The sequence below is a fragment of the Serratia sp. A07 genome (assembly GCF_058725505.1).
On sequence record NZ_JBZXDO010000001.1, the window covers coordinates 280,665 to 302,956 of the forward strand.

19 protein-coding genes and 3 pseudogenes are annotated in these 22,292 nt (G+C 60.0%); 10 read left to right on the forward strand and 12 right to left on the reverse strand.

Going from position 1 to position 22,292, the window contains the following annotated elements; translation table 11 throughout:
- Window positions 1-5: 5 nt before the first annotated feature.
- A complete protein-coding gene (locus tag AC4PR2_RS01405; RefSeq protein WP_492174839.1) occupies window positions 6-767 on the forward strand; it encodes an SDR family NAD(P)-dependent oxidoreductase in 762 nt (253 codons plus the stop codon).
- A gap of 49 nt (window positions 768-816) precedes the next feature.
- Window positions 817-1,233, forward strand: coding sequence for an RbsD/FucU domain-containing protein (locus tag AC4PR2_RS01410; RefSeq protein WP_060420681.1), 417 nt, complete (start codon window positions 817-819; stop codon window positions 1,231-1,233).
- 8 nt (window positions 1,234-1,241) lie between these two features.
- Here AC4PR2_RS01410 and umuC read toward each other — a convergent pair whose 3' ends face one another.
- The 10 genes and pseudogenes from umuC to AC4PR2_RS01460 all read right to left on the reverse strand — a co-directional run.
- The gene (umuC, locus tag AC4PR2_RS01415; protein WP_060439694.1) at window positions 1,242-2,528 is read right to left on the reverse strand and encodes a translesion error-prone DNA polymerase V subunit UmuC; all 1,287 of its coding nucleotides are present in this window, start codon (window positions 2,526-2,528) and stop codon (window positions 1,242-1,244) included.
- A 180-nt stretch (window positions 2,529-2,708) separates the two neighbouring features.
- Window positions 2,709-3,470 carry a TonB family protein gene (locus AC4PR2_RS01420; protein WP_197795228.1) on the reverse strand — a complete coding sequence of 254 codons (762 nt, stop codon included), beginning with the start codon at window positions 3,468-3,470 and terminating at the stop codon, window positions 2,709-2,711.
- 220 nt (window positions 3,471-3,690) lie between these two features.
- Window positions 3,691-4,608: a FecR domain-containing protein gene (locus AC4PR2_RS01425; protein WP_159318143.1), complete on the reverse strand. Its 918-nt coding sequence runs from the start codon at window positions 4,606-4,608 to the stop codon at window positions 3,691-3,693.
- A gap of 17 nt (window positions 4,609-4,625) precedes the next feature.
- Window positions 4,626-5,138, reverse strand: coding sequence for a sigma-70 family RNA polymerase sigma factor (locus AC4PR2_RS01430; RefSeq protein WP_047571520.1), 513 nt, complete (start codon window positions 5,136-5,138; stop codon window positions 4,626-4,628).
- Between the two features lie 167 nt (window positions 5,139-5,305).
- On the reverse strand, window positions 5,306-7,843 hold the full coding sequence (locus tag AC4PR2_RS01435; protein ID WP_376788273.1) for a TonB-dependent receptor: 2,538 nt from the start codon (window positions 7,841-7,843) through the stop codon (window positions 5,306-5,308).
- Between the two features lie 95 nt (window positions 7,844-7,938).
- Complete coding sequence (umuD, locus tag AC4PR2_RS01440; protein ID WP_033635060.1) at window positions 7,939-8,373, reverse strand: translesion error-prone DNA polymerase V autoproteolytic subunit; 435 nt, start codon at window positions 8,371-8,373, stop codon at window positions 7,939-7,941.
- A 188-nt stretch (window positions 8,374-8,561) separates the two neighbouring features.
- Window positions 8,562-8,741: pseudogene (locus tag AC4PR2_RS01445) on the reverse strand (SOS response-associated peptidase family protein); the annotation flags it as partial.
- A gap of 302 nt (window positions 8,742-9,043) precedes the next feature.
- Entirely contained in the window at window positions 9,044-9,415 is a 372-nt protein-coding gene (locus tag AC4PR2_RS01450) for a hypothetical protein (protein WP_126171699.1), read from the reverse strand.
- A 75-nt stretch (window positions 9,416-9,490) separates the two neighbouring features.
- Window positions 9,491-9,610: pseudogene (locus tag AC4PR2_RS01455) on the reverse strand (resolvase); the annotation flags it as partial.
- A pseudogene (locus AC4PR2_RS01460) lies at window positions 9,609-9,740 on the reverse strand (translesion error-prone DNA polymerase V autoproteolytic subunit); the annotation flags it as partial. The pseudogenes AC4PR2_RS01455 and AC4PR2_RS01460, both read right to left, overlap by 2 nt.
- A 307-nt stretch (window positions 9,741-10,047) precedes the next feature.
- Between AC4PR2_RS01460 and fdhD the strand changes: the two are divergent.
- The 7 genes from fdhD to AC4PR2_RS01495 all read left to right on the forward strand — a co-directional run bounded on the left by fdhD (window position 10,048) and on the right by AC4PR2_RS01495 (window position 15,905).
- Window positions 10,048-10,890 carry a formate dehydrogenase accessory sulfurtransferase FdhD gene (gene fdhD, locus AC4PR2_RS01465; RefSeq protein ID WP_197802883.1) on the forward strand — a complete coding sequence of 281 codons (843 nt, stop codon included), beginning with the start codon at window positions 10,048-10,050 and terminating at the stop codon, window positions 10,888-10,890.
- 57 nt (window positions 10,891-10,947) lie between these two features.
- Window positions 10,948-11,865, forward strand: coding sequence for a bestrophin family protein (locus tag AC4PR2_RS01470; RefSeq protein ID WP_060420654.1), 918 nt, complete (start codon window positions 10,948-10,950; stop codon window positions 11,863-11,865).
- A gap of 34 nt (window positions 11,866-11,899) precedes the next feature.
- A complete protein-coding gene (locus AC4PR2_RS01475; RefSeq protein ID WP_162420011.1) occupies window positions 11,900-12,862 on the forward strand; it encodes a Dyp-type peroxidase in 963 nt (320 codons plus the stop codon).
- Between the two features lie 72 nt (window positions 12,863-12,934).
- Window positions 12,935-14,044, forward strand: coding sequence for a YbdK family carboxylate-amine ligase (locus AC4PR2_RS01480; protein WP_197802884.1), 1,110 nt, complete (start codon window positions 12,935-12,937; stop codon window positions 14,042-14,044).
- A 95-nt stretch (window positions 14,045-14,139) separates the two neighbouring features.
- Window positions 14,140-14,319, forward strand: a complete 180-nt coding sequence (locus tag AC4PR2_RS01485) for a hypothetical protein (protein WP_019453520.1) — start codon at window positions 14,140-14,142, stop codon at window positions 14,317-14,319.
- A 213-nt stretch (window positions 14,320-14,532) separates the two neighbouring features.
- Window positions 14,533-15,129 (forward strand): hypothetical protein, encoded by a 597-nt coding sequence (locus AC4PR2_RS01490; protein WP_197657857.1) that lies wholly within the window; start codon window positions 14,533-14,535, stop codon window positions 15,127-15,129.
- Window positions 15,130-15,131: 2 nt separating this feature from the next.
- The gene (locus AC4PR2_RS01495; RefSeq protein WP_197802885.1) at window positions 15,132-15,905 is read left to right on the forward strand and encodes a DUF3307 domain-containing protein; all 774 of its coding nucleotides are present in this window, start codon (window positions 15,132-15,134) and stop codon (window positions 15,903-15,905) included.
- A gap of 48 nt (window positions 15,906-15,953) precedes the next feature.
- On the opposite strand, the gene mgtA is transcribed toward AC4PR2_RS01495, so the two are convergent.
- Both mgtA and AC4PR2_RS01505 read right to left on the reverse strand, forming a co-directional pair.
- Window positions 15,954-18,653: a magnesium-translocating P-type ATPase gene (gene mgtA / locus AC4PR2_RS01500; RefSeq protein WP_492174840.1), complete on the reverse strand. Its 2,700-nt coding sequence runs from the start codon at window positions 18,651-18,653 to the stop codon at window positions 15,954-15,956.
- A gap of 243 nt (window positions 18,654-18,896) precedes the next feature.
- A complete protein-coding gene (locus tag AC4PR2_RS01505; protein ID WP_025303346.1) occupies window positions 18,897-19,595 on the reverse strand; it encodes an MgtC family protein in 699 nt (232 codons plus the stop codon).
- A 501-nt stretch (window positions 19,596-20,096) separates the two neighbouring features.
- On the opposite strand from AC4PR2_RS01505, the gene AC4PR2_RS01510 reads away from it, so the two are divergent.
- Complete coding sequence (locus tag AC4PR2_RS01510) at window positions 20,097-22,280, forward strand: glycoside hydrolase (RefSeq protein ID WP_492174841.1); 2,184 nt, start codon at window positions 20,097-20,099, stop codon at window positions 22,278-22,280.
- Window positions 22,281-22,292 lie beyond the last annotated feature (12 nt).

Genomic DNA, 22,292 nt, shown 5'->3' on the forward strand with positions numbered 1-22,292 from the left:
CAATCATGGGCGATCTTGCAGGCAAAAAGGTCTTTATCACCGGGGCGGAACAGGGCATCGGCCGCGCCACCGCAGAGCGGCTGATCAAGGCCGGTTGCGACATCTATTTTCACTATCACAGCGACGAAAGCGGCCCCAAAGCGCTGGTGGCGCTGGCCCATTCATTGGGGCAAAAGGCCGCTTACGGCTACGCCGATCTCATCGATACCGACGAAACGCTGCGCTGCGTCTCGGCCGGCGCCGAGTTTCTCGGTGGCATCGACATTCTGGTCAATAACGTCGGCGGCATCGTCGGGCGCAAATGGCTGGGCGAGATCGACCGCGCCTTCTGGCAAACCGTGATCGACGTGAACATGACCACAATGCTGAACGTGACCCAGAGCGCACTGCCGTTCCTGAAGGCGGCAAACGGCGCCAGCATCCTCAACCTGGCCTCGCAGGCCGGCCGCGCCGGCGGGCACTCCGGCTCGCTGGTCTATTCCGCCACCAAGGGTGCGGTGCTCACCTGGACACGCTCGCTGGCAGCGGAGCTGGGCGAATACGGCATCCGGGTGAACGCGGTGGCCCCCGGCCTGATCCTCGGCACCCGCTTCCATAATCGCCACACCACCCAAGCATCGGCGGAGGAAACCGTTCGCGCCATCCCGCTGGGCCGTGCAGGCACGCCGGACGACGTGGCGCGCGCCATCGCCTTCCTGGCGGCGGAATACGACGGCTTCATCTCCGGCGCCACCCTCGACATCAACGGCGGCATCTACCGCATGTAGTTCAACCGCGGGCGGCACGGCTGCCGCCCTCTCATTCAGGAATCGCTTTATGATCAAATCCGCCATCACCCACCCGCCGCTGCTCGCCGCGCTGGCGCAATGCGGGCATAAAACTCAGGTGCTGATCGCCGACGGCAACTACGCCTGCGTGACCCACGCGCCGAAAGACGCCACCGTGGTCTATCTGAACCTGGCGCCCGGCACGCTCGCCGCCCCGCCGATCCTGGAAAAACTGCTGGCCTGCATCAACGTGGAAAGCGCCACGCTGATGGCCTGCCCGCCGGACTTCACCAACACCATCGAAGCCGAATACCGGCAGCTGCTGCCGGCGCATTGCCCGGTAGAACACCTGCCGCGTGAGGATTTTTATGCGGCGGTCAAATCGGATCGGACGCTGCTGGTGATCGCCTCCGGCGAACAGCGCCGCTTCGCCAACCTGCTGCTGACGGTGGCGCCGGTGGTGTGACACGCGAATTATTTTTCGTCTGAAAACGTCCCCAGCCGCACCACCGGAATGTCCGCCAAGCGAGTGGTGTAGGCCGGCGACAGCATGTCGCGCTTCATTTGCCACGGCTTGACGATCCCCTGCCCGGCGAACCACACGCGCCCACGCCCCTCCTGATTCAGGCGATCGAGGGTCGCCATCAGCCGCTCGCTGTTGCGGCGCGGCGGGCAGTCGTCGAACAGATCGATCTGCGCCATGGCGGCGGCGCTGAAATCCCCCAGCACCACGCCGCCCTTCAGGTAACGCCGTCCTTCCTGCCAGATGCTTTCCAGCGCACGCACCGCCATGGCGATGATGTCGCGGCTGTCGTTGCTCGGCGTTTGCAGCCGGGCGGTGCCCATATTGCTGTAATACCCCTCGCCCGCCGAATGCGGGCTGGTTTTGATAAACACCGACACGTTGCGGCAGTAGCGCTTTTCCTGCCGCAGCTTTTCGGCGGCGCGTTCGGCATAGCTGCAGATCGCCTCGCGCATGTGCGGGTAGTGCGTCAGCCGCTGGCCGAACGAACGGGAGCAGATGATCTGCTCTTTGGCGGCCGCCTCATCTTCCCACCGCAGGCACGATTCGCCGCGCAGCTCGCGTATCGTGCGCTCCAGCACCACGCTGAAGGTTTTACGCGCCAGCCGGGTATCGCAGTCCGCCAGCTGCAGCGCGGTATGAATGCCCATCGCCTGCAGCTGGCGAGTCAGGCGGCGGCCCACGCCCCACACCTCTTCCACCGGGATCAACGCCAGCAGCCTGCGCTGGCGCGCCGGATCGGATAAATCCACCACGCCGCCGGTGCCGCGCCATTTCTTGGCGGCGAAGTTGGCCAGTTTGGCCAGCGTTTTGCTCGGCGCAATGCCGACCCCGACCGTCAAATGCAGCTCGCGCCGGATGCGATCGCGCACCCGCTGGCCGAACGGCTCCAGCGCTTCGCAATGCGCCACGCCGTCCAGCCGCAGAAAGGCTTCGTCCAGCGAGTAGATCTCCACCGCCGGTGCCATCTCTTCCAGCGTGTCCATCACCCGGCGGGACATGTCGGCGTACAGCGCGTAGTTGGAGGAGAACACCGCGACGTTGCGGCGGCGCATCTCCTCTTTGATTTTGAAATAAGGCGCGCCCATCGGCACGCCCAGCGCCTTCGCCTCGGCGCTGCGGGCGATCACGCAGCCGTCGTTGTTGGACAGCACGATCACCGGCCGCCCGCGCAGATCGGGCCGAAAGATGGTCTCGCAGGAGGCATAGAAGCTGTTGACGTCTACCAGGGCGAACATGGTTGCCGACCTTTCATCGTCAGTGGGTTGTTATTCATAACGGCACCAGATTACTGTACATACATACAGTATTTGTATTTTTCTGGCGACGATCAAGTAGAAACCACCCCATCGCTGCTATCCGTTTGATGCGCTTTGGCTTTTAACTCAGCCTCCGTTTACCTAGAGCCGAGTTTTTCATTAATGGCGAACTTCACGCAGATCGAAACGAATCGGAATGGTCACGCTGAATTCCGCCTGCCCCGCTGCGATCTCGTTGCCGGGTGCGGGCAGTGGAGAAGCGCGCTGCGGTAACTGAAGCGCCTCCCGGTCGAGCGAAGCAACCCCACTCGATCGCAATAGCTTCACACCCAGCACGTTCCCCTGTCGATCCAACGTCACGGCAACCTGAACAATACCCTGGCGCTGCTGGCGTACCGCCAGAGCCGGGTAGCGTTTGAAACGGCTCAAATGCGCCAACAGCAGGCCGCTCCAGACCGAGGCATCCTGACTCGGCTGCGACGCCACGCTGGTTTGCGGCGCGGCAACACGCTTTCCATCCAGAGACGGCGGCGCGCTGGTGCTTGATGCTCTTGAGCTTGCAGACGCTATTTTTTCCTGTTCCTCCTGCCTTGGGCGCGGCGGTTCCGTTTTCGGTCTGATGGGATCGTTCCGTTGCCCTTTAGCCTTGCTCTGCCGCTCCGTCGCACGCAGCGCATGAATCAGCGGAGGCATCGCCGCCTCCGGTTCCCGATTGGCCTGCCGTTGCGCCACCGCCTGCACCTGGCGCACGCCGGTCGGCATCGGCTCTGCGTTGGGGGTCGATTCCGCCTGCTCGGCAACCATCATCAACACCATCGGTTGCGCCGCGGGCAGCAACGGTGGCACCAGGTGATAACCAAGGCCAAGCAACAACGCACCATGCAGACCCAACGCCAACACATTGGCGGTAGCCCAGCGCAATCGCCCGCCTGTAGGCGGTAAAGATAAATCGGCAGGTAATACGTTGTGATTCAACATGGAAAACGATACTCAGGTTAAGCGTGAAACCGACCAACGTACGCAACGGTCACGACGGTCGGGGCATGTCAGAAAAGTCGTTTAGGCACGCGGTACCGGGCAGGAAACGAGAAAAAAACAGGCCAATCCAGAAGGAAAAATACAAATAGCAGAGTAAAAAACTTTAGGATACGGTGATGAAGTATTTTGACAGCATATTTACCCTAACCGGCAGCGCACCGGGCAGAGCCGCAATGACGCGCTCGGGGTCAGCCAGCGGAAACGCGCCGGAGAGCCGCAGGCCGGCGACCTCCGGCCGGCAGCGAATAACACCCTGACGATAACGCCCCAGCTCCATCAGGAAGTCGTCCAGCCGCATGTTGTCGGCCAACAGCATGCCTTGCCGCCAACCGGGCTCTTGCGTCACGCGATACGGTTCGCCAATGCCTTGCCGGCTGAATCTGCCGCCCTGACCGGCGTTGAGCACCGCGTTCCGATGCGCCGGCGACAGGATCGTGACTCGGCCAAGATAAACGGCGATATCACTGTAGGTTTCCCACAGGCGAACGCTGAAGCGAGCAGCCTGCGCCACGATCTCGCCCTGCGGCAGCCTCACCGTCAACGCGCCGCTTTCCGGCGGCAGATTCACCATCATTTCGCCTTCCAGCAATGCGGCCTGCTGACGGCTGACGTTGACCGCCGTTTGCGTGTTCAGCATCAACTGTGCGCCATCCGCCAACGCGACGGTTTGCTGCTCCCCCACCGCCGTGCGGTAATCCGCCAGCCAGGGGCGCCATGGCAGCGCGCCAGAACCGATGCCAACCGACCCCACCACGCCGATGGCCGCCAGGCTTCTCAGCAACCGACGGCGCTGTGGGTTTGGCAACTGCGACAGACTACGCTGCGCCGCCGCCCCGTTAAGCAGAGAAAAACGGGATGAAAACGCGGCGATATGCCGCCAGGCGCGTTCATTTTCCGGTTTCGCCTGATACCAACGCCGCCAGTTTTCCCTATCCGCGTCGCTTGCCTCTTCCGACATCAGCTGGGTTAACCAGGCGGCGGCCTCACGCGCGCTCTGCCGATCGATATCCGATTCCATCATGGGTTCCGCACTTGTCGTTACGCCGCCAATGCAAAGAAACAGTGCAAATTGGCACGCTGCAGATATTGTTTCACCGAGCTGCTCGACACCCGCAAACGCTCAGCGATGTCGCAATAACGCATGCCCTGCAGATGCGCCAACAGGAAAGCCTCGCGGACGTGCGCCGGCAATCCGTCCAACGCCTGATCCAACTGTTCGAGCATTTCGAGGGTTTGTTGACGGACTTCCGGCGAGGGTGCCTCGATCGCCGGCAGCTCGCTCAAGGCCTGCAGATAGCTCTCTTCGATTGTTTTACGCCGGTAATAATTCGCCACCAGCCGGCGCGCCACGGTCGCCAGGAAGGGGCGTGGTTGCCGAATGGCAAGCAACTGCGGGCTCAGTAAAATACTGATGAACGTATCCTGCGCCAGGTCTTCGGCGTGATGCGCGCACCCGACCTTCTGTCTCAGCCAATGGCATAGCCAACTGTGGTGCTCAAGGTAAAGCTGTTGAGCAAACCCGTTGGCTGCCGCGGCCTCTTTCCTTGCCATTCGGTGACACCAATTGATAATGAGATTGAAAATGATAATTATTATTATTTTAAAATTGTAACTTCTGTGTCAAGCGATTGCTGATGATTTATAAACGGCGAAAAAGTAGGGAAATACGGGAGAGAAAACGTGAAAAGGGGCCGAAATGGCCCCTGTCAGCAGGATATTCAGAAACGTTGGCTAACGCTAAACTTGATGTTGCGCCCTACGCCGGACACCGATTCGCCCAGGTAAGGGTAATAATCGCGGTTGAACAGGTTGTCCACCGCGACGCGAGCTTCGAAGCCCTGCAAACCGCTGGGCTGCCACGAGGCGAACAGGCCGTGCAATGCATAACCCGACGTTTTCGGCAGCGCCCAGACAACGGCCATCGGGTCGCCGTCGGCCGGTGAACGATCCTGTTTACGCACAAAATCGCCGGTCCAGCCGAAGGCCATGTCCCACTGCGGCACTTTCATGCCCAGCATCGCGTGTGCCGTAACGGGTGGAATTTCGGCAATCCAGGTTTCGCTGCCCCACGGATCGCGTGGTGAAGCGTCGCGTTTGCCGCGAATCGAGGAGAACGACAGGCTGCCGAACAGGCTTTCGCTGTCATAAAACGATTCGAGCTCCACGCCCTCAATGGTATAGCCCGGCAAGTTGCGATAGTTCGACAACGGTTGCCCACATTGGCCACCGTGCCGTGCGGCGTCGCACACTACGCCGCGACGATAGAAAATCTCGTCCTTGCCGCGATTGCGGAACAGCGTAGTGCGGATCTGCAGGCTGTCTCTCGCCATCAACACATCGTTGAAGTCCAGCACCGCGCCGAGGCGAACGCCCGTCATGCGTTCCACCTGCAGACCGCGGCTGGTGCCGGGCACGCTGGAAGCGGCGTATTGCACTTCATACTGTTCGTCGATCACCGGAGCGCGCCAGGTGCGGCTGACGTCGGCAAACAGGGACAGATTCGACGTCGCTTTCCACATCACGCCCAAATGCGGCGACCAGCCGGTATAGGTCACGCTGCTGTAATCATGGCCCACGAGCGGGTCGCTGTCGTTATAGCGCGGAGCTCGGTTCGGTTGCCCGGTGTTGGTCACGTGATCGTAACGCACGCCCGGCGTCACGGTCAGGCTGCCGAAGCTGACCGCATCCTGCAGATAAACGCTGCGGGTTTCCTGTTCGCCCGCCGGCATGTAATACGGCTGGAAATAGCCGTAGTTGTAACTGGCGTTTTTCACCTGTGATGGGTAATACATCAGGGTATCGCGCTGATGTTTATGCCAACGCGCGCCGAGCAACAGCTTGTGCTCCAGCGGCCCGCTGGCGAAACGGCTTTCATTGCTGACGTCAAACTGCCGATCGGTATAGTTCACCCAGCTTTCATTGCCCAGCGTACCGAGATAGCTGAACTTTGAAGCGGAATCCGGCCGCTTGTCATGCTGCTCTGTCTTCGAATAGGCGTAAGACAGCGTCAGATTCAGCAACGGCTGCGCTTCCGGCGCCAGATTCCATTTCACCGAGTAATTGGTGTCTGTCTGGTCGCGATACACCAGAATGCGGCGCCACGCTTCTTCCCGGCCATATTTATCGATATCCGCCTGGCTGGGCGCGGCGATATCGTCCCGCTTGGCGGCAAAAGGCTGCCAGCCATCGGAATCGGAGCGCATCGCCGACAGCGTCAGCGTTTGCGCCTCGCTCAGATAAATATTGGTTTTTAACAGATAGGAAGCCTGATCGTTGGCGGAATAGGCAAAGCGCGTGCCGTCCGGCCGCTTCAGGTTGCCGCCGTCACGCTTGCTCATGTAGATCAAACCGTCGGCAAATCCTTCCGGCGTACGGCCGTACAACGCGCCGCTGTAAATGCCCTGGCGATCGTTGGTGTGGTAGCTGTACTTCAGCAAGCCGCCAAAGTCTTCGCCCGGCAGCAGCATATCCCCGGCATCTTTGGTCTCCAGCGTAATGGTCCCGCCAAAGCCGCCATTGCCGTTCAACAGATTGTGCGGCCCCTTATCGACCTCAACCTTTTTCAGCAGTTCGGGTTCGATGAATACCGAACCCTGCCGATATTTCTCAAATCCCTTCGGCGCGCCGTCCAGCACCACCTTCACATCTTCCATGTCGCCCATGCCCCAGATATTCAGGCTTTGGCCGCCCGGGCGCGGCGATCCCGCCATCCCTACGCCGGGCAAGCGATCAAGCAAACTGGCGATGTTATCGGCCTGTACGCGTTCGATGTCTTCTTTATCCAGTACCGAACGGCCGGCGGCGACGCTGTCGGACAAACCGCCGACCACCGACAGTTCCGGTATCGTCAAAGGCTGAACCGGCCCGGCGTCGACCAACCGATATCCCTGTGCGGTTTGCTGAGCGCGCAATCCGCTGCCCGCCAACAGCGTATTGAACGCGTCGGTGAGGCGGTAATGTCCCTGCAGGCCCGCGGTGCTTTTTCCACGCGTCTGTTCGGGCGTGAAAATCACTATCACGCCGGCCTTAGCGGCCGCCGTCTGCAAGGCGGGCGCCAGATCACCGGCGGGAATGGCGAAGGAAAGGATAGCGGGCTGTTCGACCGCCGAGGGTGGTGCCGACGCATCGGGCGCCGCCATCGCGGAGGTGAGCATGCCCGATAGTGCGCATCCTATCCCGATAGCGACGCGTTTCCCGGTCATGCGTTTGGCTGATGTGAACGTACGCCCTGCGCCGTTCTTGTTTTTTATGGCCATGAAGGATTCCCCTGAGTGTATTGAACTGGAAACTCAGTAGAGAGGTCACGCCAACGAAAAGATCGGGCAGAAAAAAATGAAAAAAAGGACCGAAGTCACCGCGCCGCGTAGACGATAAAGGTCACCACGCCGAAGATCTCCAGCTGCGCCTCGTCGTCGAACACGATCGGCGCGTAGGCGGGATTCATCGGCAACAGCCGCACGTCGGGGTGGCGTTGCAGCTTTTTGACGGTGAATTCCCCGTCCACCGCGGCGATCACGATATTGCCGTGCTCCGGCGTCAGGGCGCTGTCGACGATCAGCAGATCGCCATCCTGGATATTGCCGTCGATCATCGACTCGCCGCTGGCGCGCACGAAATAGGTGGCGTTGGGGTGCCGTACCAGCAGCTTGCCGATATCCAGCCTGCTCTCGACATAGTCCTGCGCCGGGGAAGGAAAGCCGCAGGCCACGCGATCGGCAAACAGCGGTAACGTCAGGGGTTCACCTGGTGAAAAAGCATACAACCTTGAATTGCTCAGCATAATCATAACCAAACTGTATATTTATACAGTTAAGCATAAACAAAACGCGAACGCGTGCAACCCCCAATCCCCCTGCGGATCGCGCTTTCCCGCGTAATATACTAATTTTCTGAGTGATTTTTCCTGCAGCTTTTGGCGTTCTTCGCGTGTGTTTACACACATGATACCCACCAAAACTGTGGATAATGCGGCACTCAGACCGTTGGCGTATCGATGGGCAGGATGAGTGAGGGATTGTCATTGCGAACGGCGCCGACGGCGGGCGATACCGGTTGCCAGACGAAATCCTCTGCCTGCAGGCTGTACACGTCAGCCTGCATTTGACCAGAGGGCGGGACTAAGCGGGTGTCGAGCCAGTCGCGCGCGGCCGTCGGTCTCTGCTGCGTACAGCGCCGCAAAGAACAGCGGCAGGCCTTGCCTCACGGGAGGAACGGCGGACGGCCTTACAAAATGACGCCAATAAAATTGCGACTGGCAATGGCATCAATGGGACGGCCAGAGACCAAAGTCAGTACGTTATGCCAGGAGCTTGGGATAACCCGACAAACGCTGTACCGCCACATTTTCCCTGATGGTCCACTGCGAGCTGACGGTATAAAGCTGCTCAACCGGGGATAATTTTAGCGGACGGAAAAATCTGGAGTTCCGGCGTAGAACCCCAAATAAGGAATAATCCTTAATTCATTTCAGGATTATTAATTCCATCTAAAACCTCTCGGCAATATTCTTTTTTATAGGCTTCATCATTACTTAATGACTTAACCAAAAAATCAGCATTTTTCCAACCATTATCCCAATGCGTATCGAATCCTGACTGTTCATACTTTAATGTTCTAGTTAATGAGTCTTTTATTTGTTTTTTATATTTATCAATTTTCTCATTGGTTGCCCCACAAACATCATGTGCAACACGAGCATTTGAGCCAGAAAAACCTATTGCTGAAATTGCCATCGCTTCGTTTGATTTGTCGAAATCATTCGCATATGCCACAGCATTAGATAAAGCGAATATGACAAGAGCAGGTATGGTTTTTTTGTATGAAATCATCTTTTACCTCTAACTCATTGATTGTTCATGGGGTCAGTTTGAATATCGAAAATTATTGTACATTAAGGCTGCTTTTTAATCAGTCTCAACTTCTTTATAGAAGGCCTGAATGCGACAAACTTGGGAAGTACTGTAGCCTGTCGCGTCTGCTGTTTCTCGGATGCTCAGTTTCTTAATCTGTCGGTAGTGCCTGATCCAGCCTGCTCTCGACATAGTCCTGCGCCGGGGAAGGAAAGCCGCAGGCCACGCGATCGGCAAACAGCGGTAACGCCAGGGGGTCACCTGGTGAAAAAGCATACAACCTTGAATTGCTCAGCATAATCATAACAAAACTGTATATTTATACAGTAAGACATAAACAAAATGAGAACGCGTGCAACCCCCTACCCCCCTGCGGATCGCGCTTTCCCGCGTAATATAATAATTTTCTGAGCGATTTTTTTTTACGCCTGCTAAGCGTTTCACCGCCCCTTGCACACACGTTATCCACCAAAACTGTGGATAACCTGATGGGAGCGCCGGCAGGGCGTCATTCCCTACGCGAGTGGGATCAGGATCCTGTATAATCCCCACACCTGCTAATAAGAATTCACTCCCGTCGGCGCCTCGTCACCGACGGTCACGAGAACGTTATGAATAAGCACCTACTCCTCGCAGAAACCGACGATATCGAACAGGAATGCCTGTCGCGCCACGCGGTCTGGCAGCGCAACGATCTGGCTCAGGCGCAACAGGATTGGCTGGCGGAAGAAGTGCCGGTCGCCCTGGTGTACAACGGCATTTCCCACGTGGTGATGATGGCGACGCCGAAAGATCTGGCGGCCTTCGCCATCGGTTTTTCGCTGTCCGAAGGCATCATTGCCTCCCCCGACGATATCTACGACATTCGCCAACAGCCGGCCTGCAACGGCATTGAAGTGCATGTGGAACTCTCGAGCCGCCGCTTTATGCAGCTGAAAGAGAAGCGCCGCAGCCTGGCCGGCCGCACCGGCTGCGGTGTCTGCGGGGTGGAGCAGCTGCAGGAGGTCGCCCAGCCCATCGCGCCGCTGCCCTTCACGCAACGCTTCGATTTGGCCCTGCTCGACCGGGCGTTGGCACAGCTGCAGGAGGTGCAAACGGTGGGGAAACTGACCGGCTGCACCCACGCGGCGGCCTGGATCCAGCCGGACGGCGCACTCAGCGGCGGGTGTGAAGACGTCGGGCGCCACGTGGCGCTCGACAAACTGCTGGGCTACCGCAGCCAACAGGCGTGGCTACAGGGGGCGGCGCTGGTGTCGAGCCGCGCCAGCTATGAAATGGTGCAAAAATCCGCCATGTGCGGCGTCGAGATCCTGTTCGCCGTTTCCGCCGCCACCCGCCTGGCGGTCGAGGTGGCCGAGTGCAGCAACCTGACGCTGGTGGGCTTCAGCAAGCCGGGGCGCGCTACCGTCTATACGCATCCGCAGCGGCTCTGGCAATCGACGCCGGCGGCCTAACGCCGCCGGACAAGAATCGACTATTCTCAATAGCAGAACACCAGGAAGCCCCACGTCATGATCATTCGCCCGAACCAGAACTGGTTTATTCGCCTGTTCGCCTGGCACGGTTCCGTGCTGTCAAAGATCACCTTTCGTCTGTCGCTGAACGTACTGATGTCGATAGTGGCGGTGATCAGCTATCAATGGTACGAGCAGCTCGGCGTACATTTAACCATCGCGCCGTTCAGCCTGCTGGGCATCGCCATCGCCATTTTTCTCGGCTTTCGCAATAACGCCGGCTACAGCCGCTTTGTCGAAGCGCGCAACCTGTGGGGCTCGCTGCTGATTACCGAGCGATCCCTGCTGCGCCAGATCAAAAGCCTGCTGCCGGACGAACCGGCGGTGCATCAGAAGGTCGCCAAGCTGCTGATCGCCTTCAGCTGGAGCCTGAAGCATCAGCTGCGCGCCACCGATCCGACCGCCGATCTGTACCACAACCTCACCAGCAAAGAGCTGGCGGAAGTGATCGCCAGCCCGATGCCGACCAACCGCATCCTGCTGATGCTGGGCCAGGAGATCGGCAAGCTGCGCCGCCAGGGGCTGCTGAGCGACATCACCTTCGAGCTGCTCGACAACAAGCTGAGCGAACTGTCCCATGCCCTCGGCGGCTGCGAACGGCTCGCCAGCACGCCGGTGCCGTTCGCCTATACCCTGATCCTGCAGCGCACCGTTTACCTGTTCTGCAGCCTGTTGCCTTTTGCCCTGGTGACCGACCTGCATTACATGACACCGTTTGTTTCGGTGTTCATTTCCTATACCTTCTTATCTTGGGACTCACTGGCCGAAGAGCTGGAGGATCCGTTCGGCGTGTCGGCCAACCATCTGCCGTTAAACGCCATCTGCAACACCATCGAGCGCAACCTGCTGGAAATGAACGACCAAAGCCCGCTGCCGCCGCCGATGAAACCCGACGAGCACTTTAATTTGATTTGACCTATTTCACCCGAACACACTGGAGCCGAATGCAATGAATGCAAATAACCCCCCGCCGCAAGCCGTATTCACGCCGGTGACGCGCCATGCCATCTTCATCGTCGCCACCCTGTCGCCCGTTCCCGCCCATCTGGCGGCGGTGCGCGCCTGGTGCGGCGACATCGCCGCCGTGGTGCGCTCGGTCGGCAAACGCGCGCCGGCGGGCAACCTCACCTGCGTCTGCGGCTTCGGCTCCGAAGCCTGGGATACGCTGTTTGGCGCGCCGCGCCCTCGCCAGCTGCATCCGTTCAGCCCGATCGGCAGCGGGGAACGCGTCGCCGTCGCCACGCCCGGCGACATCCTGCTACACATCCGCGCCGATGAAATGGATCTGTGTTTCGAACTGGCTTCGCAGCTGGTCGGCAAGCTCGGCGACGCCGTGACGGTCATTGAAGAGGTGCACGGCTTCCGTTACTTCGATCAGCGCGCCATGATCGGCTTCGTCGACGGTACGGAGAACCCGGAGGGGCACGAAGCCTTCGACTACACGGTGATCGGCGACGAAGACGCGGCGTTCAGCGGCGGCAGCTATGTGCTGGTGCAAAAATACCTGCATGATATGCAGGGCTGGAACTCGCTCAGCGTGGAAACGCAGGAGAAGATCATCGGTCGCCATAAGCAGTCCAACATCGAGCTGGATGAAGCGGTCAAACCGTCGTCATCGCACAGTTCGCTGACCACCATCACCGACGAGCAAGGCAACGAGGTGAAAATTCTGCGCGACAACATGCCGTTCGGCCGCCCCGGCCTGCGCGAATTCGGCACCTACTTTATCGGCTATGCGCGCTCCCCGCAGCCGATCGAGCAGATGCTGGAAAACATGTTTATCGGCCGCCCGGCCGGCAACTACGATCGGCTGCTCGATTTTAGCCACGCGGTGACCGGCACCCTGTTCTTCGTGCCTTCCGCTCCGCTGCTGGAAGCGCTGGCCGACCGCAGCGGCGCCGAACTGCATTAAGCCCTCCTTCTGCGGCAAAGCCTCCCCCCGCGACTTATACTGAATTAACGTTGCGTATTGGGGGGAGGCACCATGCCGCTCACATTCAAACGTTCGGAAAGGCTCTCCATCGGCACCGAAATAGAGCTGCAGCTGGTCGATGACGAGCGCTACGATCTCACCGATCGGGCCGATCGGGTGGTCAGCGCGGTCGGCGATCGCCGGCGCGTCAAACATGAGCTCACCAAATCGATGGTGGAGCTGAACAGTTCGGTGCATCGCGATCTCGATGAGCTGCACGCCGAGCTGCGCGCCCTGACGGATACCGTCCGGCGCAGCGCACAGCGCCTGGGCTGCGACGTCTGCGGCGGCGGCCGCCATCTCAGCAACGACTGGCGCAAACAGGTCATCAGCGACAGCGCGCGCTACAGGCAGTTGGCCAGCCGCTTTGGCTATCTCTCCAAGCTGGCCTGCGTGTTCGGCCAACATATTCACCTCGGCGTCAACGACGGGGACGAGGCAATGTACCTGTGCCATGCGCTGACGCCCTATTTTCCGCAGCTGATCGCGCTCAGCGCTTCGTCGCCGCTGTATCAGGGCGTCGACACGCACTTTGCCAGCTCCCGTTTCAGCGCCCAGAATTCCTTCCCCAACTACGGATGCCTGGAACACATCTACAGCTGGCGCGAATTCAACGCCTACTACGAACGGCTGAACGCCGCCGGCGTGATTGAAAGCGTCAAGGATATTTACTGGGATGCGCGGCCGAAACCGGAGCTGGGTACGGTGGAGATCCGCATCTGCGATACGCCGCTGCGCCTCGCGCACGCCGTGCTGCTGGTCGGTTACTGCCGTCTGCTGGCTGATTTTCTGTTGCGGCGCCGGACGCCGATCGCGCCGGAATACGATGCCTTCACCCATTACAACAAGATCAACGCCTATCGCAGCGGTTTCGCCGCCGAATACGTCGATCCCGCGACGCTGCGCCGCAGCAGCCTGACCGCCCACATCCTGCACACGCTCGAAGCGCTGAGCGGTTGCGCCGAACGGCAGGAGGATCGGGCCGTGCTGCAGGCGGTCGAGCGCCATGTCCGCCAGGGCATCAGCGATTCGGAGCATATCCGCCAGATGTTGCACAACGGCCTGCCGCAGGCTCAGGTGATCAAGCGCCTGTGCGACGAGCTGTTACAACCGGCAAGTTAAGTTTCAGCTATCGATTCCATACGCTAAAGCCACTGTTCATTATGTGCTCTTTCGCTACAATCGTGAGCACTGACATTCACCGTATCGAGGACACCATGTACAACTTCTCCCGCTATCAGGCAAAAGAACTGGCGCTGGCTTACATGAGCGGCAAAAAACACGATCTGTCGCCGCAAGAGTTTTTGCAGCAGCTGAAAAGCAGCGAACGTTCGTTTGAGCACCTGCTGAAACACGGCAGCGAAATGCCGCGTGAGGTGCTGGTTAAAAGCTTCTGAACGGCCGGTCGCCGGCCACTTTCCCTCTACGCCGCCGGTGGCGAGCCTGACAGGCCCGCGCATTCCCGGCCGTTCATCCCCCACTGCTCGCCCAACCTCGTTTCGTCTTCACAGGCGAAAACCTGATAAATTCGTATCCAAAGGCGAATTATTGACATATTCGCATCCAGGTGCGAATTTATAGTCATCCCTCTGCAAACAACGGAACACGCCATGCCGACGCCAATCAGCGTTATCAGCGGCGATCTGGTCGATTCTCGCCGGTCAGACACCGTCAACTACCTCAATGGGCTGCATAGCCTGCTCGATCGGCTACGGCGCGACGGGCGGCTGCATCAGGTGGAAATCTTTCGCGGCGATGCCTTCCAGGCGCAGGCCGCCCCGGAGGACGGGCTGCTGCTGGCGGTGTACATTCGCCTCGCGCTGCGGGCGATGGGCGCCGCGCACTGGGATGCGCGCATCGCCATCGGGCTGGGCAGCCAACGGCCCGACGCCACCGGTTACGGCAGCGCCTTTATCAATTCCGGCAGCGCGCTGGACGCCATGGCAAAAAATTGCCGGCTGGCTCTGAAAACCGACAACGATCGGACAAACGCCATTGTCAGCGATCTGCTGCCGATGTTAGATCATGTGATTGGCCGCCTGTCACAGGCCGAAGCGCGCATCGTTCAGGCGAGAATGTTCGCCGACAGCGGCGCCGCCGTGGCGGACCAGCTGCAGAAAGCCGCCTCCACGGTTTCCGCCGCGCTAAAACGCGCGGCCTACGAGGAAATCATGCGGTTTATTCACGCCATTAACAGGATCGTCTGACTATGGATCTGACCTATGCGCCCTTGCTGGCCTGGCTGTTGCTCGTCCATCTGCTGGCGGATTTTCCGCTGCAGCCGCTGAGTTGGGTGGAAGATAAAATCCAACATCGCGCACGTTCACGTTTTCTGGTGTTGCACGCGTTGCTGCACGGGGTGCTGGCCGCCTGGGTGGTGGCCGGTTTCGGCCTGCTGCACGGCGGGCTTTCCTCACTTCAGGTGCTGGCCAGCCTGCTGGTCATCGCCGTCAGCCACTACCTGATCGATCTGCTAAAAGTCACCGCGATGAGCCGCCTGAGCCCGGCCCGCAGTTTCCTGCTCGATCAGGGATTGCATCTGGCGGTGATCGCCTTGCTGTGGCTGGGGCTGACGCCGAACGCCGGTGAACTGCTTGCCGCACTGGGGCGGCAACTGGGGCGCTGGCAAACCGGCCTGGTGCTGGTGGCCTACAGCCTGATCTATCTGCCGATGAGCCTGTTGATCGGGCAGCTGCTGGCGCACTGGACGCCGCAAATGCCGCCTTCGGCCAAGGCCGACAACGACTCGCTGCTGCGCGCGGGCAAACAGATTGGCTATCTGGAGAGAACGCTGATCCTGACCTTTGTGCTGCTGGGGCAAATCCCGGCGATCGGCTTTTTGCTGGCGGCCAAATCTATCTTCCGTTTCGGCGATCTGCGCCAGAGTGACGATAAGATGCGCACCGAGTATGTGCTGCTCGGCACGCTGTTTTCCTTCACGCTGACCATCATGCTTGGCCTGTTGGTCAACAAACTGCTGTAGGGGTGCGGGGGCGAAGAATTTCGCCCCCGAAGTGAGTGCCGAGGCGGCTTAGAGCCACTCGCCGAAGCGGCGGATATAGAAACGCTTCATCAACTGCGCGACCACGCAGTAGCTGACCAGCGTAGCGGCCAACCACGGGAAGTATTCCCACGGCAAAGGCTGCAGGTCAACCAGGGCGCCGAGCGGCGAGAACGGAATGTAGATGCCGAGCGCCATCACCAACCCGGTGGTCAGCAACACCGGCAGCGCCGCGGTGCTCTGAATGAACGGGATCTTCTGGGTGCGCAGCATATGCACCACCAGCGTTTGCGACAGCAGCCCCTCAATGAACCAGCCGGACTGGAACAGCGCCTGGTGTTCCACGCTGTTGGCGGCGAACACGTACCACATCAGCGCATACGTCGTGATATCGAAGATTGACGAGGTCGGCCCAATCCACAGCATAAAGCGCCCGATGTTTTTGGAGTCCCACTTGCGCGGCTTGCGCAGGAACTCTTTATCCATCTTGTCCCACGGCAGCGACAGCTGGGAAATATCGTACATCAGGTTTTGAATCAACAGGTGGATCGCCAGCATCGGCAGGAACGGGATGAAGGCGCTGGCCACCAGCACCGAGAACACGTTGCCGAAGTTGGAGCTGGCGGTCATGTTCAGATACTTGATGATATTGCCGAAGGTCTCGCGCCCTTTGATCACCCCCTCTTCCAGCACCATCAGGTTCTTTTCCAACAGGATGATGTCCGCCGACTCCTTGGCGATATCGGTGCCAGTGTCGACCGAAATGCCGACGTCGGCGTCGCGCAGCGCCGGTGCATCGTTGATGCCGTCGCCGAGGAAGCCGACGGTATGGCCGTTGGCCTGCAGCATTTTCAGCACCCGCGATTTTTGCAGCGGCGTCAGCTTGGTGAAGACCGTGCGCTGCTCCACTTCGCGCGCCAGTTCTTCGTCATCCATCTGTTCAATTCGCAGCCCGGAGAGCGGTTCACCCGGTTCCAGCCCAACGTCGCGGCAAATCTTGCAGGTGATCACCGGGTTGTCGCCGGTCAGCACCTTAACCGTCACGCCGTTTTCCTGCAGCGCGGCGATCGCCTGCTGCGCGCTCTCCTTCGGCGGATCGAGGAAGGTCAGCAGCCCTTGCACCACCATGTCGCGCTCGTCGGCCACGCTCAGCGGGTCGGCCGGGCGTTGCGCATCCAGCTCGCGCGTCGCCAGCACCAGCACGCGGAAGCCGTCTTCGTTATACTCGCGGGCCAGCGCCTGCAGCGCCGCACGGCGCGCGTCGTCCAGTTCCAGCGTCTTGTCGCCTTCACGCACGTGAGTGGCGATCTCGAGCATCTCCTCTACCGCGCCCTTACAGATCAGCTGCTGCTTGCCATTTTCGTCCGCCACCACGATCGACAGCCGGCGGCGCACGAAGTCGAACGGCAGCTCATCCACCTTGCTGAAACGGCCCAGGGCTTCGATCCCCGGTTTGCCGCGCCCGAAGCGGATCACCGCCTGGTCCATCAGGTTCTTCATGCCGCTCTGATGGAAGCTGTTCAGCCAGGCCAGGTGCAGCACCTCGTTATCCCTGGCGCCCGTGACGTCGATGTGGTGCTCGAGAATGATACGGTCCTGGGTCAGGGTGCCGGTCTTGTCGGTGCAGAGCACGTCCATGGCGCCGAAGTTCTGAATGGCGTTCAGGCGCTTCACCACCACCTTGCGGCGCGACATGGCGATCGCCCCTTTCGCCAGGTTGGAGCTGACGATCATCGGCAGCATTTCCGGCGTCAGACCAACCGCCACCGCCAGTGCGAACAGCGCCGCCTCGCTCCAGTCGCCTTTGGTGAAGCCGTTGATCAGCAACACCACCGGCACCATCACCAGCATGAAGCGAATCAGCAACCAGCTGACGCTGTTCACCCCGCGATCGAACGCGGTTTGCGCCCGCGAACCGACGATCGACTTGGCCAGCGAGCCGAAGTAAGTGCGTCCGCCGGTCGCCACCACCACCGCCGTGGCGGTGCCGCTGGCGACGTTGGTGCCCATCAGGCAGATGTTGGAGAGCTCAAGCAGCGCGTTCTCGCTGGATACCTCCCCGTCGCTCGACTTCTGCGCCACGTTGCCCATCGCATCGTATTTCTCGATGGGGATCGCTTCGCCGGTCAAAATCGCCTGGCTGATGAACAGATCGCGCGAGGCGATAAGACGCACGTCGGCCGGCACCATGTCACCGGCGGAGAGCTGAATGATATCCCCCGGCACCAGTTCGCGGATTGGCACTTCCAGCGTCAGCGGATGCGCGCTGTAGCTGCTGCGGCGCAGCACCGTGGCGGTGGTGCGCACCATCGACTTCAACGCTTCCGCCGCTTTGTTGGTGCGGTATTCCTGCCAAAAACGCAGCAGCCCGCTCAACGTGACCATGGTCAGAATGATAATAACGCCGGTGAGTTCAGTTTCTTCACCGCTCTGGCGCGGCAGCCAATAATCGGTAAAGAAACTGATCGCAGCCAGCACCATCAGCACGAAGATAAACGGGTTGTTAAAGGCCTTGATCAGCTGAATCAAAGCATGCGGCGCCTTGTCGTGGGCGACCTGGTTGGCGCCGAACTGCTCCAGCCGCTCATCGGCGTCGTCCTGGGTCAAGCCGTTGCGGTTGCACTTAAGGTTCGCCAGCGTTTGGGCGATGCTGTTGGTCGCCTCTTGCGCAATGGCGTAGGTCACCGCGTCTTTATCACGGCGACGCGTTCTTTCATTAATCTGAGTCATAACGCTATTCTCTTATTTTCGTTCTGCGCACAGGGATATCCCTCCCGATAAACAGGTGACTGTGCGCAGAGTGGAATTTTTTAATTAGCGTGACTGAATAGCGTGATTACCCTGTCAGCCACGCAGAAATCATTTCCCTTCCGGGGTCATCGTCCATAACGCCTCCTTAATGTTCCGCGTTATTCAGGCGTGCCTGAATAAACCTGAACATTTAATCAAGTTAGTAAATATTTATATAATTAATCAGACCGGTAATTCAGACGCGACGCGCCAGCGAACGGCACTCACGCTTTTTTCCAGGCTGACGCGGCAGACAATACCCTCAATTTCTTTTTGCGCAGCCGGCGTAGCGGTAATTTCCGCGCACACTTCCAATTGCCCCGGGCTGGAAATATCGGCGCTGCGCAAGGACTGCAGCCGCAAGGCGACGCCGTTCAGCGCCTGCAGAATCAGGGTGCGCACCAGAATTTCATCCTGTTCGCCGCAGGTCACCTGAATGCGATAGCACAGTTCCAGATCGGTCGCCTGCTGATGCGGCTGCAGGTTGATGCGCTGCGCGGCTTCGCGCAGCAGGATATTGGCGCACAGGATCACCAGCGTGGCGACCACCGCATCCCAATGCTGGCCCAGGCCGCACAGGACGCCGATCCCCGCCGAACACCACAGCGTGGCGGCGGTGTTGAGGCCGCGAATGTTCAGCCCTTCCCGCATGATAACGCCGGCGCCGAGGAAGCCGATACCCGAGACAATCTGCGCGGCCACGCGGCCGGCGCTGGCCGGATCGGTGGACATGGAGCTGAGAATAAAGACCGCCGCGCCGGTCGCTACCAGCGCATTGGTGCGCAGGCCGGCCATACGTTGGCGCCACTGGCGCTCGGCGCCAATCACTGCGCCCAGGCACATTGCCAGCAATAAATTTAAAACGAAAGGAGTCATAGCCATGACTGTCCCCTTAATTAACCGCAGGAGATAAAATCATGTGCTGTTTAGCACACGCAAAGTCGCGCCGAAAATAAATCAGCGAATCAGCGTGCTGTGCCTGGAGGGAAAAGGCTGTGGCTGCAGAATACCATAATAACGTCCAACTCAATTCACCTGAAACCGCCAGGCCTCAGGACACGTTTTTTATTCGGGTATGCACAGCTCAGGAATAACTGGAGAGGGGTGCTGCCCGCCGATAACGGCAAGCAACAAATCAGAAGAGAATTGGTCAGCTTGCCTTATTTGTTTTATTACAACTACAACTGTCCAATTGGGTTTCTCCACCGAAATTTTGGCTGAGTATAGTGACGTCAGGTAATGAAGTAAAGGCTAATTTATTAAACGAAAAATAAACTGGAATACCGCGATCATATTTCGATGTCACAAATAGGCAGCGACAACGTTGGGCGCCAGTGCGCTTATCGGTAAACTGTCCTCCTTCATCTTTCAAGGACGCCCCCGATGAAACACCGGCTTTCCCCGCTCGCGCTCGCGCTGCTCGTCAGCTTTCCCGCCGATGCCCTGCTGCTGCAGCAAGGCGACGTTCAGTTTGAACTCGATCCCGCCACGCTGCGCGTTGCCGCCGGCGCTGTGCCGGTCAATCTGGCGCAGCCCGCGCAACAGGTGGCGGATCTCACTGCGTCGCCACAACGCGCCAGCTGGCGCTGGCCGCAGAGCGCGATCAACATTAGCGCCAGGCTGGAGGACGGCGATCTGCGCCTGAGCTTCAGCAGCGATCGGCCACAGCTTCTGAGCTGGTATCGCCTGCCGCCGCAGGCGGAAACGCTGTTGCTGCCGATCGGCGAAGGCAGCCGCATTCCGCTCGACGACGCGGTCTGGCGCCATTACCTGACGGCGGAAATGACGCCGCTGGATACCAACTGGGATCTGAAGCTGCCGCTGTGGAGCCAGCAATACCAGGGCAAGGTCTACAGCTGGCTGATGTTGACGCCGTTCAGCAACCGGGTCACCTTCGCCGCCGCGCAGGAAAAGCTGGAGATGCGCGCCGAGCATCAGTTCAACCGCTTCAACCAACAGCAGGCATTCGAGGTGCTGCTGCACGTCGGCGACACCCCGCTGTCCGGCGCCCGCCGCTACCGCGACTATTTGCAACAAAGCGGCCAGTTCAGCAGCCTGCGCGAGAAGATACAGCAGGCGCCCGAAGGCGAAAAGCTGATCGGTGCCACCCATGTCTACCTGTGGGGCGACAAACTGCTGGCGGCGGAAGACGTCAAAGATTGGCCGGGGTTGCTGCACTACCTTGCCTCTCCGGCCGCCGCCGGGCTGCGGCAACAAATGGATGCCGAGAGCAGAAAGCGCCTGCTGCAGCTGGCGGGCAAAACACCGGAGGGCTGGCAGCAACAGCCCCTGATCGACGGCATCAACCAGGCGTTGACGGCGCAAATTCCGCTGGGCGCCACGCCGGATGACGCCGATTTTCTGCAGGCACAGCAGCGCCAGGCCGCTGCGGTGCGGGAGCGGGCACAGCGAGAGCTGGGGCGTTGGTTAACCCCGATGGACCGTTGGGGGCAAGGGCTGGCCAAACCGGTGATCGATGCGCTGCGCCAGGCGGGTTTGCCGCGCCTGTGGTTGGGCACCGATAACTGGACCGCCGCCTTCCTGCATCCGCAGGCGGTAACCGCCGCCAAAGCGGCCGGCTATCTGATCGCCAGCTACGACTCCTACGATACCGCCATTCCACGCGGCGTGAACGACAGCTGGCTCACCGCGCAACTGCCGACGACGCTGCGGGAAACCTGCGCCATCGTGCGCGCCGACGGCAGCAAGAAACCCGGCTTCGGCAAACAGGGTTACTACCTCAATCCGGGCTGCGTCCTGCCCTATTCTCAACAGCGCATGCGCGAGTTGGTGCAACTGGCCGGGTTGAACAGCCTGTTTCTCGACGTGGACGGCACCGGCATGGTCTCCGACGACTATCAGCCCGACCACCCGACCGGCGCGGCGCAAATGGCCGAAGCGCGCAACGCCAGGCTGGCCTGGTTCAGCGCCACCCTTAAGCTGCCGCTCGGCTCGGAGGACGGCAATGCGGTGACCGCCCGCAGCCTGATGTTCGCCCACGGCATGGAAACCTGGGGATTCGGCTGGGGCGATAAACAGATGAATCAGGATAAATCCTCGCCCTATTATCTCGGCGCCTGGTGGCCCAACGCCCAACCGGCGTTTTTCTTCCGCCCCGCCAAGGTGAAACAGCCCTACCGCACCGTCGAATTCGATCCGCGTTACCGCCTGCCGCTGTACCAGGCCGTTTTCCACGATGCGATCGTCAGCAGCCACCACTGGAATTACGACAATCTGAAGTTTAGCGACGTTCAGACCACCCGCAGTCTGCTCAGCCAGCTGTACAACACTGCGCCGATGTTCCATCTGAGCCGCGCCACCCTGGCGGCCCGCCTGCCGGCGATCAAACGCGCCGACGCCGCCTTCCGGCCGCTGCATCAGGCCCTGTGGGACAAAGCGCTGACCGACTTCCGCTGGCTCGATCGGGACGGCTGGGTGCAACAGACGACGTTTAGCGACGGGTCGACGCTGACCGCCAACTTCAGCGCGCAGCCGTTCGCCGGCGTAGCGGCCCACAGCCTACGTGCCAAGCTGGCCGACGGCCGCACGTTCGACGTTGCGCCTTAGCAAGGCCGCCGG